15 protein-coding genes are annotated in these 13,530 nt (G+C 70.8%); 9 read left to right on the top strand and 6 right to left on the bottom strand.

The features are described from left to right. Window positions 1-133: 133 nt before the first annotated feature. Genes AC5L36_RS34000 through AC5L36_RS33990 form a run of 3 tightly spaced genes read left to right on the top strand, consistent with a single transcriptional unit; the run spans window position 134 to window position 2,237 of the window. On the top strand, window positions 134-319 hold the full coding sequence (locus AC5L36_RS34000) for an acetone carboxylase (protein ID WP_441222705.1): 186 nt from the start codon (window positions 134-136) through the stop codon (window positions 317-319). Then, window positions 316-816 carry a PH domain-containing protein gene (locus tag AC5L36_RS33995; RefSeq protein WP_441222704.1) on the top strand — a complete coding sequence of 167 codons (501 nt, stop codon included), beginning with the start codon at window positions 316-318 and terminating at the stop codon, window positions 814-816. Before AC5L36_RS34000 ends, AC5L36_RS33995 begins: the two co-directional genes overlap by 4 nt. Continuing rightward, on the top strand, window positions 813-2,237 hold the full coding sequence (locus AC5L36_RS33990; RefSeq protein ID WP_441222703.1) for a PH domain-containing protein: 1,425 nt from the start codon (window positions 813-815) through the stop codon (window positions 2,235-2,237). Before AC5L36_RS33995 ends, AC5L36_RS33990 begins: the two co-directional genes overlap by 4 nt. Here AC5L36_RS33990 and AC5L36_RS33985 read toward each other — a convergent pair. Further along, on the bottom strand, window positions 2,128-3,126 hold the full coding sequence (locus AC5L36_RS33985) for a phosphatase PAP2 family protein (RefSeq protein WP_441222702.1): 999 nt from the start codon (window positions 3,124-3,126) through the stop codon (window positions 2,128-2,130). The two genes, AC5L36_RS33990 and AC5L36_RS33985, sit on opposite strands and share 110 nt — an antisense overlap. A 192-nt stretch (window positions 3,127-3,318) precedes the next feature. Here AC5L36_RS33985 and AC5L36_RS33980 point away from each other — a divergent pair, with 192 nt between their 5' ends. Both AC5L36_RS33980 and AC5L36_RS33975 read left to right on the top strand, forming a co-directional pair. Then, a complete protein-coding gene (locus AC5L36_RS33980) occupies window positions 3,319-3,732 on the top strand; it encodes a thioesterase family protein (RefSeq protein WP_441222822.1) in 414 nt (137 codons plus the stop codon). 33 nt (window positions 3,733-3,765) lie between these two features. After that, window positions 3,766-4,596 (top strand): MBL fold metallo-hydrolase, encoded by an 831-nt coding sequence (locus AC5L36_RS33975; protein ID WP_441222701.1) that lies wholly within the window; start codon window positions 3,766-3,768, stop codon window positions 4,594-4,596. On the opposite strand, the gene AC5L36_RS33970 is transcribed toward AC5L36_RS33975, so the two are convergent. After that, window positions 4,590-4,964, bottom strand: coding sequence for a nuclear transport factor 2 family protein (locus AC5L36_RS33970; RefSeq protein ID WP_441222700.1), 375 nt, complete (start codon window positions 4,962-4,964; stop codon window positions 4,590-4,592). The two genes, AC5L36_RS33975 and AC5L36_RS33970, sit on opposite strands and share 7 nt — an antisense overlap. 31 nt (window positions 4,965-4,995) lie before the next feature. On the opposite strand from AC5L36_RS33970, the gene AC5L36_RS33965 reads away from it, so the two are divergent. Together AC5L36_RS33965 and AC5L36_RS33960 are read left to right on the top strand one after the other, a co-directional pair. Continuing rightward, complete coding sequence (locus tag AC5L36_RS33965; protein ID WP_441222699.1) at window positions 4,996-5,412, top strand: DUF1801 domain-containing protein; 417 nt, start codon at window positions 4,996-4,998, stop codon at window positions 5,410-5,412. 245 nt (window positions 5,413-5,657) lie between these two features. After that, window positions 5,658-6,737, top strand: a complete 1,080-nt coding sequence (locus tag AC5L36_RS33960; RefSeq protein ID WP_441222698.1) for a lytic polysaccharide monooxygenase auxiliary activity family 9 protein — start codon at window positions 5,658-5,660, stop codon at window positions 6,735-6,737. Here AC5L36_RS33960 and AC5L36_RS33955 read toward each other — a convergent pair. Further along, the gene (locus AC5L36_RS33955; RefSeq protein WP_441222697.1) at window positions 6,718-7,764 is read right to left on the bottom strand and encodes an FAD-dependent oxidoreductase; all 1,047 of its coding nucleotides are present in this window, start codon (window positions 7,762-7,764) and stop codon (window positions 6,718-6,720) included. The two genes, AC5L36_RS33960 and AC5L36_RS33955, sit on opposite strands and share 20 nt — an antisense overlap. An 87-nt stretch (window positions 7,765-7,851) precedes the next feature. Here AC5L36_RS33955 and AC5L36_RS33950 point away from each other — a divergent pair, with 87 nt between their 5' ends. Then, the gene (locus AC5L36_RS33950; RefSeq protein WP_441222696.1) at window positions 7,852-8,811 is read left to right on the top strand and encodes an SCO2521 family protein; all 960 of its coding nucleotides are present in this window, start codon (window positions 7,852-7,854) and stop codon (window positions 8,809-8,811) included. Further along, on the top strand, window positions 8,808-9,797 hold the full coding sequence (locus AC5L36_RS33945) for a DUF6879 family protein (protein ID WP_441222695.1): 990 nt from the start codon (window positions 8,808-8,810) through the stop codon (window positions 9,795-9,797). The genes AC5L36_RS33950 and AC5L36_RS33945 overlap by 4 nt, the downstream gene beginning before the upstream one ends. On the opposite strand, the gene AC5L36_RS33940 is transcribed toward AC5L36_RS33945, so the two are convergent. Genes AC5L36_RS33940 through AC5L36_RS33930 form a run of 3 tightly spaced genes read right to left on the bottom strand, consistent with a single transcriptional unit; the run spans window position 9,790 to window position 13,520 of the window. Then, window positions 9,790-10,758: an SCO2522 family protein gene (locus tag AC5L36_RS33940; RefSeq protein ID WP_441222694.1), complete on the bottom strand. Its 969-nt coding sequence runs from the start codon at window positions 10,756-10,758 to the stop codon at window positions 9,790-9,792. The genes AC5L36_RS33945 and AC5L36_RS33940 overlap by 8 nt on opposite strands. Further along, a complete protein-coding gene (locus tag AC5L36_RS33935; RefSeq protein WP_441222693.1) occupies window positions 10,743-11,663 on the bottom strand; it encodes an SCO2523 family variant P-loop protein in 921 nt (306 codons plus the stop codon). The genes AC5L36_RS33940 and AC5L36_RS33935 overlap by 16 nt, the downstream gene beginning before the upstream one ends. Then, entirely contained in the window at window positions 11,664-13,520 is a 1,857-nt protein-coding gene (locus tag AC5L36_RS33930) for an SCO2524 family protein (protein ID WP_441222692.1), read from the bottom strand. Between the last annotated feature and the right edge of the window lie 10 nt (window positions 13,521-13,530).

Below are 13,530 nucleotides of genomic sequence, written 5' to 3'. Positions count from 1 at the left end.
CAGACGCCAAAGAGGCACGACGAACGGGTAGACATGAGGGGGTTTTCAGTGTGTACGATTCAGCCGTCGCCGGGCGGCTTCCCCCGTGGCCGCCCGGCGCTCTTATTCTTTCCGTGCCCGTAAACTTCTGATCATGCTGTGCTCAGCGCGCGGATGCCAGGAGCAGGCCCAGTGGGCCCTGCGGTGGAATAATCCCAAGATCCACCAGCCCGAGCGGCGCAAGGTGTGGCTTGCCTGTGAGGCCCACCGCGAGCACCTGAGCGACTTCCTGGCCGCGCGTGGGTTCCTGCGCGAGGTTGACCGTAGCCTGGATGCGTGACCGCCCCCACCAGTGCGCTGGAGCCGTGGCCGGAGACCGTCGACTGGCGGCCCGTTTCGCGAAACCTGATCTGGGTCGAGCTGATCCAGTACGGCATCTTCATGATCTTCGTTTTCGGCGGGCTGGGCATCGGCTGGGCGCTGACCGGCCACTGGCTCTTCGGCCTCGCGCTGGCCCTCTCCGTGGTCCAGGCCGTCTGGCGGGTCATCGTGATCTTCCGGGCGGTCAAGGCCTGGGGGTACGCCGAGCGCGACAACGACCTGCTGGTCCGCCACGGGCTGCTGGTGCGCCGGCTCTCGATCGTCCCGTACGCGCGGATGCAGTTCGTCGACGTCACCGCCGGGCCGCTGGAGCGGGCGTTCGGGCTGGCCACCGTCCAGCTGCACACCGCCGCGGCGGCCTCCGACGCCAAGGTCCCCGGCCTCCCACCGGAGGAGGCGTCCCGCCTGCGTGACCGCCTGACCGCGCTCGGCGAGGACCGCGCGGAGGGCCTGTGAGCGAGCCATCAGGCTCAGGGCCGCCACCCGCCGCGAGCCGCACCGCCGGAGAGCCCCACGCCACCACCGCCGTCGCCGCCGAGCCGAGGCGGCGGCTGCACCCGCTGACGCCGTGGCTCAAGGGTGCCCGCGCGCTCGCCGTGATCATCGCGGCGCTTTCCTGGCAGACGCTCGGGCGGGTCGGTCTGGGCTGGTTCGCCGCCATGGTGGTCGCCGCCCTCATCGGCCAGCTGGTCCTCTCCGCGGTCAGCTGGTACTTCACCGGCTACCAGGTCGTCGGCCGCGAGCTGCGGATACACGAGGGGCTCGTCTTCCGGCGCACCCGGGCGATCCCGCTGGAGCGGCTCCAGTCGGTCGAGGTCGTCCGCCCGCTGCTGGCCCAGCTCACCGGCCTGGCGGAGCTGCGGCTGGAGGTGGTGGGCGGCGGCAAGACCGAGGCGCCGCTCGCGTTCCTGACCGCCGACGAGGCCCGCACGCTGCGCGAGCGGCTGCTCGTGCTGGCCGGCAAGGCGAGCGCGCCCGTCCTCGCCGAGGTGGCCGAGGGCGAGCCGGCACCCACCGCCCACGCCGAGCGGCCGATCCACGCGGTCGCCAACCGCGACCTGCTGGTCAGCCAACTGCTCACCCCGCAGACGGTGTTCCTGCCGTTCGGTGTCGCGTTCGTGGTCATCCAGTTCGTGTCGGAGGCGACCTGGTCGTTCATCGGCATCGCGAGCACCCTCACCGCGATGGCCGGCGTGCTGCTCCAGCCGGTGCGCCGCATCCTCGCCGACTGGAACTTCCGGCTGGCCAGCCAGGACAGCTCGTTGCGCCTGCGCGGCGGCCTGCTGGAGACGCGCAGCCAGACCGTGCCGCTCGACCGGCTCCAGGCGGTCACCGCCACCTGGCCGCTGCTGTGGCGGGGCAAGCGGTGGCTGCGGCTGCGCCCGCACGTGGCCGGCGTCGCCGCGCCCACCTCGGGCGACGAGTCCGGCGGCGGGCGGCTGCTGCCGGTCGGCACCCCGGAGACCGCCAGGTCCGTGCTCGCGGAGGCACTGCCCGGCGTCGCGCTCGACGAGATCCCGTTCACGCCGCCCTCGCGGCGGGCCCGTTGGCTGCACCCGCTCGCCTGGCGGGTGCTCGGCTCCGCGCTGACCGATCGGGTGGTCGCGCACCGGGAAGGGCTGCTGACCCGCGAGGTGCTCGTCGTGCCATTCGCCCGGATCCAGAGCGTGCGCGTGGTGCGCGGGCCACTCCAGCGGCGCCTCGGCCTCGCCACCGTCTACGCGGACACCGCCGGCGGGCCGAGTGCCGCCGCCCGTGACCGGGACGTCAGTGAGGCGTGGGAGCTGGCGGCGACACTGGCGGAGCGTTCGCGGGCGGCTCGGCAGCCTTCCGCCGCGCCCACCACCGCTCACCCAGCCCCACCGCCAGAAACGTGAGCCCCACGTACGCCCAGCCGACCAGCACGTCGATCACGTAGTGCTCGCCCGAGTACACGAGGGTGAAGGTCATCGCGAGCGGGTACGCGAGCAGCAGCGGCCACCAGCGCTTGCGCACCGAGTTGAGGAAGAAGGCCACCACGAAGAGCGCGAACGCGGTGTGCAGCGACGGCATCGCGGCCACCGGGTTGGCGGCGACCTGGCCCACGTTGAGCATGTTGCCGGCGCCGTGCATGCCGATCGCCTTCCAGCCCCGGGTGGAGATGCGGACGACGTCTTCGATGAGGCCGTAGCGGGCGGCCCACCACGGCGGCGCGGCCGGGTAGAGGAAGTAGGTGGCGAGGCCGGCCAGCGAGAGGAACACCCACCGCCGCATGAACGCCGCCCACCGCGGCCGCGCGATCAGCCACAGCACCACCGCGACGGTGAGCGAGACGACGAAGTGGGAGAAGTACACCCAGCTGACCAGCACGTCGTACCAGTGGACCCGATCGGGGTCGTAGAGGTGCTGCTGGAGCCAGACCGTGGGCACCTCGCCGCCGGTCGCCCAGCCGAACATCCACCGGTCGGCCGCGACGAGCTCGAGCACGTGCGGGGTGGCGCCGTTGTCGGCGAAGCCGCGGGACAGGTTGTACCCGACGAGCAGCAGCACCACCGGCAGCCAGTCGCGGGCGAAGCCCAGGTGGGAGCGCCACGGCCGCTCGATCCGCCAGGCGATCGTGGCGGTCCAGAGCCAGCCGAACGCGTACAGCGGGTCGGTCGGCAGGCCGATGACGAGCCAGCCGGCCACGAAGAGCACCGCCCAGAGGCCCATCGCGATCACTTGGCGCCGCCGGTCGCGCACGGGAGGCGGGGAATCGGCGGGCGCGGGAGAGATCGTCACGGCCATCGGGTTCCAGGTTAACCATGGTGGTACGCCGAATGGCCGGTGGGCGCGTTCGGTACGCGGATACGTGGTCTGTCCGGTTCCGGAGCGCCTACGCTATGCGGCATGGAGCAGCAGCCGGACCCTGGGGCGGGCGACCGCCGGCCCGAGGAGCGAAGCGACGAGGACGGCGGGAGCCGTCCCCCGGGTCCCAGCGTGAGCGGAGCGAGCGCCGACCAGCTCGGCCCCGGGTTCGCACCGGGGCTGACCGCCCGGGTGGAGCTGACCGTCACCGACTCCGACACCGCGCAGGCGCTGGGCTCGGGCGACGTGCCGGTGCTCGGCACGCCCCGCGTGCTCGCACTGGTCGAGGCCGCCACGGTGGTGGCGACGGCCCAGCGGATGCGGGCCGGCATGACCACGGTCGGCACGCGGGTCGAGCTCGACCACAAGGCGCCGACTCCGGTCGGCCGCACGGTCGTGGCACAGGCCCAGCTGGCCAAGGTCGACGGTCGCCGCCTGCTCTTCGAGGTGACCGTGACCGACGGCTCGACCACCGTCGCCGAGGGCCGCGTCGAGCGGGTGCTCGTCGACCGGCACAAGTTCGTGGAGCGCGCCTTCGGTGAGTGAGCGAGCGTAGCGAGTGAGCCAGAGGTGGGCCAGGTGAGTAGCTTCGCGGAGGTCGCCGACGACGTCTTCGTGCTCCGTTACCCGGTGCTCGACGTCAACGCGACCCTGATACTCGGCGACGGCGTGGCCCTGATCGTCGACACCCTCGCCACGCCCGCGCAGGCCGCCGAGCTGGCCGCCGCCGCCCGCCAGGTGACCGCCGCGCCGTGGGCGCTGGTCAACACCCACCACCACTTCGACCACACCTTCGGCAACGCGACCCTGGCCGGCGACGCGCCGTGCGACATCTGGGCGCACGAGGAGACGGTGTCGCTGCTGCGCTCGCGCCCCGAGGCGGTGCGGCGCGAAGCGTACGAGGAGGCGCTGCGGCTCGCCCCCGACCTGGCCGGCGAGCTGGCCGAGGCGCCTATCCTCGCGCCCAACCGCGCCGTGCACCAGGAGTCCACCGTGGACCTGGGCGGCCGCAGGGTCGTGCTGCGCCACCTGGGCCGCGGCCACACCGCCGGCGACCTGGTCGTGCACGTACCCGACGCCGACGTGATCGTGGCCGGCGACCTGGTCGAGGAGGGCGCACCCCCGTCCTTCGGCGACGCCTACCCCCTGGAGTGGCCGGAGGCACTGGCCGCGCTGCTGCGGCTCACCACCCCCGAGACCGTGGTCGTGCCCGGCCACGGCGCCCCGGTCGGCCCCCACTTCGTGAAGGGCCAGCACGAAGAGCTGACCGCGCTCGACTGGCTGATCCGCGACGGCCACCGCGACGGGGCCCCGGTGGCGTCGGTCGCCGCCAAGGCCCCCTTCGGCCCGGACGCCGCCCGCGTCGCCGTACGCCGCGGCTACGCCGAGCTGTCGGGCCGCGCTCAGTAACGCTCCACCAGGTGCTCGCGCCCGGCCGGCGGCTCGTAGGGCTCGGGCCAGAAGTCGGTGACCTTCGTGATCAGGCCCGCGTCGTCGAACTCGAAGAATGAAAGCGCCTGCTGCTCCTCCCCGCCCACCGTGAACCGCGCCCACGTCGCCGCGTGCCGCTCCTCACCGACCGCCATCTCCACCGTGAGGTGCCAATCCCCCGGGTACTCCACATTGAACTGGAGGTAGCGCTCCCGGCCGACGATGCGCTCCCGCGTCTGCGGCAGCTCGTAGACCACGTCGGCGGCGAGCAGCTCGGCGAAGCCCGCCCAGTCGCGCGCCTCGGCCGCCGCCCAGTAAGCCATCACCGCATCGTGTGACCTCGTCATGGCACACAGAGTGGCAGCAGGGTCTGACAGAATGGGCGCGAGTGCCATGGACGCCGAGGTCAAGACACCCGAGGAATACATCGCCACGCTCCCGGAGTCACGCCGGGACGAGGTGCGGGTGCTGCACGAGCTGATCCGCCGCGAGGCGCCCGAGCTCGAGCCACACATGCAGTCGGGCATGGTCGGCTACGGCACCTACCACTACCGCTACGACAGCGGCCGCGAGGGCGACTGGTTCGTGGTGGGGCTGGCCGGCCGCCGCGCCTACATCTCGCTCTACGTCAGCGCCTCCGACGGCGACCGCTACCTGGCCGAGACCTACCGCGACCGCCTCCCGAAGGCGGACATCGGCCGCAGCTGCGTCCGCATCAAGCGCCTGTCCGACGTAGACCTCGCCACGGTGGCCGAGCTGGTCCGCGCGGCCGCGGCCGCCCACCCGGGAGCCTAGCGGCGACGACATCGACGGGCGGCTATTGCCCTGGATATCGATTCATGGTGCAATGTCGATGCCGGGCGGCGCAGGGCTGACACGCGCCGGGCCGGTTGCCGGGTTGGGTCATGTGAGAGGCGCGTGTGCGTCCGAGATCGGACGGGTGCGTCGAGCCGACCTGCCGCGCGTTCCGTCTGCATCTCTCCCGAATCCGGTGCCCGCCACCACGCGTCACCGGAACCCGCAATGAAAGGGAGACCAAGGTGAAACTTCTACGCAGGGCAGCGGCTGCCGCCGCCGTCGCTGTGGTTGCCGCTGGCATCGTCACAGTTATCACGCCCGGCGCGGCTCAGGCGCACGGCGCCGCGATGGTGCCCGGCAGTCGTACCTTCCTGTGCTGGAAGGACGGCCTCTCGTCCACAGGCCAGATCATCCCCAACAACCCGGCCTGTACCGCCGCGGTCAACCAGGGTGGCGCCAACCCGCTGTACAACTGGTTCAGCGTCCTGCGCTCCGACGCGGCCGGCCGCACGACCGGCTTCGTGCCGGACGGGCAGCTGTGCAGTGGTGGCAACTCCACCTTCTCGGCGTACAACCTGGCGCGTAACGACTGGCCGCTGACCCACCTGACCGCGGGCGCGAACATCGAGTTCCGGTACAGCAACTGGGCGCACCACCCGGGCACGTTCTACTTCTACGTGACCAACAACAACTGGAGCCCCACGCGTCCGCTGGCCTGGAGCGACCTGGAGTCCACGCCGTTCCTGACGGTCACCAACCCGCCCCAGCGCGGTGCGGTGGGCACCAACGACGGTCATTACTACTTCTCCGGCAACCTGCCGTCGGGTAAGAGCGGCCGCCACATCATCTACTCGCGTTGGGTCCGCTCGGACAGCGCCGAAAACTTCTTCGGTTGCTCCGACGTCACCTTCGACGGCGGCAACGGCCAGGTCACCGGCATCGGCCCCGGCCAGGGCACCACCGGCCCGCCGGACACCCCGACGCCCGGCCCGACCACCAGTAACCCCGGCCCCGGTCCGGGTACCGGCGCCTGCTCGGCGACGTTCCGCTCGGTCAGCTCGTGGAACGGCGGCTTCCAGGGTGAGGTCACCGTCCGCAACAGCGGCACGGCCAACATCTCCGGCTGGTCCGTCGGCATGACGACCGCGTCGGGCCAGAGCGTCCAGAGCGTCTGGAACGGCTCGCTGTCCGGCACGGCACCAAACCTGACGGTGCGGAACGCCAACTACAACGGCGCGCTGAACGCGAGCGCGTCGACGACGTTCGGCTTCACCGCCAACGGGCCCAACACGGCACCGACACTCAGCTGTTCGGTGGCGTAACCACCGCTTCACCGTCCGGGCCCGGCGCCGAGTTCGGCACCGGGCCCGGTTTGCGGTCGACCTCCCGAACCAGGCGCAGCACTTCGGCGGCACATCCCCAGGAGAGGGTGACACCCGACCCGCCGTGCCCGTAGTTGTGCACTACGTGTGCCCCGTCGACGTCGACCCGCTCGACCCTTACGTGCCGGCGGCTCGGCCTGATGCCCACCCGGCTGGCGCGGACAGTCGCTCCCGCCAGGGCAGGCTCCACCGCCACGCACCGCCGCAGGATGCCTTCGGCGGCCGCCTCGTCCTCGCTGACGTCGTGCCGCCCCGGGACCGCCGTGCCCCCGAGCACCACGTGGTCGCCATGCGGGAGGATGTAGGTCAGCTCGGTGGGGTCGGCACCGTCGACCGCCACCTCGGCTTCGGCGAAAAACCGCTCGATGCCCGGGTTGTCGACGACGAGGAGTTGGCCACGAACTGGCGTGACCTGGGCGTCCGGCACGAGCTGATGCGCGCCGTAACCTGTGCAGTTGACCGCGACCTCCGCCAGCGTGGCCGCGTCGGCGAGCGAGCGAAGCACACCGGTCTCCAGCGCGCCGCGACCGGATTCCAGGAAACGCCGGGTGAGGTAGGCCATGTAGGTAGGCATGTCCACGGTCGGCGCCGTGTATCGCCACCCGGTCAGGTAGCCCTCGGGAAGGTCATCGGGCCCGCATATCGCGAAGCCGTCGAGGGCCCGCGCCCAGGCCGGAGGGTCCATTGTGGTCTTCGATGCCTCGACGCCGGTGGCGATGCGGATGCCGGTCTCCTCCCCCGCCAGCCGCTCCATCGCTCGCCGGGTCTCCTCGCACCAGGTGAGGACCCGGTCGTCCTCCACGAGGTACGGTCCCCAGAGCGCCCCCGCGGAGCAAGAGGTGGTGTGCAGCGGGGGCCGGGTGGCGCGGACCCGGACCATGTAGCCGGCCTCGGCCAGACACACGGCGGTCGTCAGGCCCGAGACGCCGGCGCCGATAACGAGGACGTCTGCCTGGCGTGGGGTCACCGTTCGACATTAACCGTCATCTCTCGATCGAGGAATACGCAGAGTGCCCATTAGGTTGCGCAAACCGCACAACGTGCGGTCCAATCGATGCATCGTCCCCCGGTCGCTGGAGGCGCGATGCTGACCCTCGGCGAAGTCCACACCGGATTCTTGCGAAACTCCACTTCGGTATCGCCAGGCCGATCCGCCCACGTGCTCCGCCTCGTGGAGGGCGAGCGCGTCCGACGATCGGCCCGCCCCTTGCCGTACGCGGTCTCTCCCGACGTGCTTCGCGGCGTGGATTGCAAGCTCGTGGCCGCGTCCAAGGCCCGACACCGCGCGATCGGCACCGTGGTCACCCGCGCCGCGATCACCGGGGGGCACGTGCTGCAAGGCTCCGCGTTCACCAGGGTGATTTGCAGCGAGACCGACCGCCGCCTTTCGTGGCCGCACTACCTGACCCGCCCCGGCATCGTGGAGGCGCTGGGCAAAGTGGACTCCACCGACCTGGCCGACGGCTTCCTCTCGGAGGCGTATCCGCCGGACAGCCTCGACCTTGGCGCGATGTGCACCGAGGTCATGCATCAGGTGCAGACATCGTCCGAACTGGACCAGAAGGCGCCGCTTCGCACGCAGCGAACGCACCTGCGCTGGGCCGCGATCGACGGTGACGACGAGCACCTGGTCCTGTTCGCGATCGAGGAGCGTGGCCTGCGCACCCTGCGCCTGCGCGGCGACAGCCGCGACACCGCCGCGATCGCCGAGGTGTGTGCGGACATCGCGCTACACGACTGGCTCCTGACCTGCCTCCAGTCGCTGATCGAAGGGAGCGACATCGGCGCGGTCGACCGGGCCCAGGTGGTCCGCAAGTTCGGCCCGGCCATCGACCACCTGCTCCACCTGTGGATGCCGGCCGCGCGGGTCGATCGCGACGTCTGGGAGGCACTGGAGCGACGACCGGGGATGACCCGGCAGTGGGTGGCCTCGGTCAACCGCATCCGCGACCAGCTGGCGGCCGGCACGATAGTCATGCTGAGCGAATCGGTGGCGGGCGCGGGTAGCTCATGACGAGGGGCGACGTCCGGGGGCGGATCCTGCGCAAAGTGGGGCTCACGCTGCTCACCAGTGGCATCGCCTACTTCGTGACCAACCTCGCCGACCAGCCGGACATCTACGCGGTGCTGCTGGGCGCGTTCGTAGGTGGGGTCACCCTCGTCGTCGACTTCCTGGTCGAGTTCGACAACCGGCTCTCCGCGGTCGAGGCGGGGCTGACCCGCCACGCGTCCGAGACCGAGTCGTCGGTCCGCGAGCGGTTCACCGCGGTCGCGCGGACGGTCGAGGAGAAGTTCACCAAGATCAACGAAGCGACCGAGCTATTCGGCCTTGTCGAGGCGTCCGCTATCCGCACCGACCTCGTGACGCAACTGGTGCGCCACTCCACACGAATCGACGTCACCTCCCCGGCGATCGTCTACGAGTTCGCCCAGTCGGAGATCGCGCGGATGTCGGCGTTCCTGCGGGAGTTCGGTGCCGGCTCCGACGTCACATACGACGGGGAGGACCGCGACTGGCTGCTCGGCCTGGCCCGCACCGCCAACTCCACGATCGATGCCACAAGCCTGACCACAGTGGACGCCGGGGGCGCCCGGTTCACCGACGACGGCCTCTGGCACAGCGACCTGGGCCAGCGCTACCTGGAGGCGCAGCGCGACGCGATCCGCCGCGACGTGGCGGTTCGCCGGGTCTTCATCGTCGACCAACCCGGCCTGACCAAGGACTCAGGTCTCCGGACCGTGTGTGCCCGCCAGGAGGAGATCGGCATCCAGGTGCGGATCCTCGACCCGTCGGCCAACCCGCGGCTGCGCAAGAGCTCCCTGTTCGACTTCGTCCTCTTCGACCGGGTGATCAGCTACGAGACGACGCCCGCCTCACGCATGGAGGGCGACTCCAAGCCGACGATCGTCAACACCCGGCTGGTGCGCCGGGTCAGCCGGGTCAACGACCTGATCAAGCAGTTCGAGGAGCTGTGGCTGGCGGCCGAGCCGGTCACGTGAAGGCGTAGGAGAGGCGGTCGACCAGGTTGGCGGGTAGCCGCACGCCGTCTCGCTCCGCCGACTCGCGCAGCTGCCGGATGACGTCCTGATCCGGCCACACCTGGCTGAGGATGGTCCGCACGCCAATCTCGATCGGCAGGAAGCGACTGGACAGGACCGACATGGTCGCGTAGGCGCTGAACGGCGCCGCGGTCGGATTGACCTTGATCACCGCGGGCAGCTCGTCCCAGTCGTCCGGCCACTCCTCGGTCCACGGCTGCGGCACGGCGACCGGCTCGCCCTCGTTGCGGAGCATGCCGAGACGCAGCAGCTGCCACACCGCCGCGAGGAACGAGCACGACCACGTGCGACCGCCCCGGCCCTCGTCCCACAGCTCGATGTCGACGAAGACCGAATGGCGGTTGGCCGCGTTTTGCACCGGCGGATGCCACTTCATGACGCTCCCCATGGCCTCCGGCGAGCCGCTGACCGGCGACCGTTGACCGTTGGAAAGCCAGCCCGACTCGGTCATGGGGGGCCGGGCACCGTTGGTGTCCGGCGGCGGATCGGGCACGATTCGCCCCTCGACCAGGCGCGCGAGCGGCACGCCGTCGGCCTTGGCGCAGCCTGACTCGCGCGCCAGGTAGTCGATCTCGAGGCCGCTCTCCCTGGCCAGCTCGAGCACATCCGGCACGACGGCCGCCGGCGACCTGAACCGGGTGAAATAGTCGTCGACGAGGAAGCAGGTGCTGATCCGGGGTCGCTTGCCGGGCAGGCTGTCGGCGCAGGTCTGGCGCGCGGCGGCGGTCCACGGGACGACGCGGCGGAAAAGCTCGCGCAGCCGCTCCGGCCCCTGCACGAAGTCTTCCATGTAGAGGTGACCGAGCTCGATCGAGAGGTGCGAGAGAGGCACCCGCTTGACCCGCCGCTCCGCCGCTGCCTCCCGGAAGATGGCGTCGGCGGACATCAGAGTGTCACCCAAGCCGCATCTTCGGTCAGGCGCTTCGCGAGTGTCTCGAACGCGTCGACGGTATCCCGGTTGGCGATCTGCCGGGCGTACACGTCGTTGTCGGAGATCAGCTGCTCGCGCCACTGAAGCACCGGATCCAGCGGGATCGCGCCGAGCATCGTGGTGCGTCCGACCTTGCGCGCGCTGGCCAACTCCTGAAGGTCGCGGTTGCAGTCGCGGAGCCAGGCCACCTGGGAAGAACGGAGGCCGGCGAGCTCCTCGGAGTTGGGATCGACGACGGCCGTGCGGACGTAGCGGATCGCGTCGCTGAGCCGCTGCGGGTCGTGGCCCCGGTCGCGCCCCACCTCGATGATCCCCCGCTGCCCGTGGACGAGGCCGTTGGCCGCGATGATGTGCTGCCGAGTCCAGCGGTGGAAGACCAGCCAGCGGGCGGTCACCGACTGCATCTCCGGCGCCGCCGTCGCGGCGAGCACCATCTCCGTCGCGTACGACCGGCCGGCGCTCAGGTCGAGCAGGCAGAGGTCGAACTCCTCGTCGAGCCGGCGGAGCAGCCGGATGCACCGCTTGACGACGTCGCCGTCGATCGAGAACTCGCTGCCGCCGGCGTCACCGGGGTAGAGCACCAACCGCCCCGCGCCGGGCGGGCGGTGCCGGAGGCTGGGCCGGTCGGAGTCGGTCCAGATGTCGAGCGCCAGCGGGTCCGAGACACGACCCAGCATGTACGAGTGGAGCCCGTTTCCGGTCCGCACCCCGCGCATGGCGCCGTCGACGTTGAAGATGGTGCCGGCGGTGGGCGAGCCGAAGTCGAAGTCGAGGTAGCAGACGTCACTGCCTTGCAGCGAACGCCGGTACACGACGTTGCTGCTGGTCACCGACCGCCCGGTGCCGCCCTTGTCGGAGGTCGCGAAGACAAGCACTCAGTCCGCCTCGAACACGTTTTGCCGCGCGGCCGCGAGTCGGTCGAGCTCGCGCAGCACGTCGCTGGCGAGCACGTACGCCGTGCCCGGCCGGTCACTGAGCAGCTGGCGGGCCCGGCGCAGGCTGGCCCGGGCGTTTTGCAGTGCGTGCCGCAACGCGGGGCCGGCGTCACCGCCACCACCCATGAGCTCCTGGTCGAAGAGGTGGTCTGCTTCGTTGAGCAGCTCACCTGCCAACTCGGTGAGCCGCTCACTGCGCAGCGGTGAACGACTGACGAGGTTGGCCGCGGTGACCAAGCACTCGACGACGCGCTCCGTGTAGTACCACGAAGGGGCGTCGTCGCCGCCGGTGACCGACTCGAACGCCCCGGCCGGCCGGTCCCACAGGTCACGGCCGTTGCCGTCGGTGAGGCGCCGCTTGACCAGGTGATCCCAGACCATGTCGGCCTGGGCCAGCAGCCGTCCACGCAGGTCGGGGTCGCGGACCAGACCAGCCACCTGGAGCGTGCGCTTGAGCAGCAGCGGCGAGTAGTCGGACGCGAGCCAGGTGAGCCGGGGCCCGCCCAGCTCCTCGCTCCCCTCCAGCTCGAAGGTGAAGCCTGGTGCGTGCAGGCTGACCGCCGCATCGCGCGCCAGCGGCCGTCGCGTGACACGACCCCGGTTGGCCAACTCCTCCAGGACCCGGCCGACCCGCTCGAGATCCACATCGGACCCCCGCCGGCTCTCCAGCTCCTGGACCGTCACCGCGCTTACCAGGAGACTCAGGTAGTCGTTTTCCATCTCGTCCGTGGTGCGCCACGGGATGTCCTCCAGCGGCCAGCGCACCGGATCGAACGACGCGATCGTCGCCCAGTACTGCTGGGTGAGGTCCCACCGGATCTGTAGCGCCCGGGACAGCCGCTGCTGCTCTTCGTTGAGCAGGCCCAGGATGCGGGTGCGCTCGGAGAAGAGGGCCGCGATGCCGTCGAGGGCGACCACCGTGAAGTAGAGGTAGGGGGCCTCCTGTGCGACGCCGTCGGCCTGCTCGCCGATGTCTACGTCGGGATCGTCAAGCTTGATCTTCGGCGCGTTGGCGACGATGCCCCAGGACCAGCCGCACTCGAAGAGACGGTTGGGGTTGTCGAGGTCGAGCACCTGCTGGGCACCGGAACCGATCGTGACCTCGCGCAGTGTGGCGCTGACCTGGCGGAGGGCTCGCCGCACCGAGTCGACGACCTGGCGGCTGGGAAGGCCCGTCTGGTTGGCCGTGCGGACCAGTGCACGGCCGGCCCTGGAGTCGGCGTCGAACACCGAAACGGTGAAGCTGCGCAACAACCCCACCATCGCGGCGGTCAGCCGCGTGCTGGCCAGCTTTTCCAGCGCGTCGACCTCGCCGCGGATATCCTCCCGGCGCAGCAACTCGGCACGGAACACCCGGAGGAAACCGATCGTGGCCAACGCCAGGGTCACCGACATGGCGAACGAGTCGACCACGTCGAGGGCCGCCTGCGCGTGGGTCGGCTCCTGGTCCGGCGCCGAGCTGCGGAAGTAGCTGTCACCGGAGAAGATGGGCGTGCCGGCCGGATCGGTATAGCGCTCCATGTAGTCGGTCAGGACACGGACCAGCCGCTGCGGGACCTCGACCGGGTCGCCGAGCAGGCGCAGCGCCGTGGCGACGTCATCGTCGGTCGCGTTGGGCTGGTCGATGCCGAACGACTCGACCGAGGTGGCCGGTGTCATCAGGCAGAGCAACTGCTCCGCGTCGCTGATCGAATTGGCCCGGTCACGACCGCCCCATGTCCACTTACCGTCCTGGAGGGACGATCGCGCGGTCGCCCGCCACACCTCAAGTAGCTGCTGCCGCGGCTGCATCCTCATATGTCGCGAC

The organism is Phytohabitans sp. LZ39 (genome assembly GCF_059359075.1).
This window is presented reverse-complemented; position numbering and strand designations above follow the sequence as displayed.

What these genes read in the sequence shown, in the direction of transcription:
- AC5L36_RS34000 (WP_441222705.1), top strand. Translation starts at nt 134, where the DNA reads ATGCTGTGCTCAGCGCGCGGATGCCAGGAGCAGGCCCAGTGGGCCCTG.
- AC5L36_RS33985 (WP_441222702.1), bottom strand. Translation starts at nt 3,126, where the DNA reads ATGGCCGTGACGATCTCTCCCGCGCCCGCCGATTCCCCGCCTCCCGTG.
- AC5L36_RS33970 (WP_441222700.1), bottom strand. Translation starts at nt 4,964, where the DNA reads ATGACGAGGTCACACGATGCGGTGATGGCTTACTGGGCGGCGGCCGAG.
- AC5L36_RS33965 (WP_441222699.1), top strand. Translation starts at nt 4,996, where the DNA reads ATGGGCGCGAGTGCCATGGACGCCGAGGTCAAGACACCCGAGGAATAC.
- AC5L36_RS33950 (WP_441222696.1), top strand. Translation starts at nt 7,852, where the DNA reads ATGCATCGTCCCCCGGTCGCTGGAGGCGCGATGCTGACCCTCGGCGAA.
- AC5L36_RS33945 (WP_441222695.1), top strand. Translation starts at nt 8,808, where the DNA reads ATGACGAGGGGCGACGTCCGGGGGCGGATCCTGCGCAAAGTGGGGCTC.
- AC5L36_RS33930 (WP_441222692.1), bottom strand. Translation starts at nt 13,520, where the DNA reads ATGAGGATGCAGCCGCGGCAGCAGCTACTTGAGGTGTGGCGGGCGACC.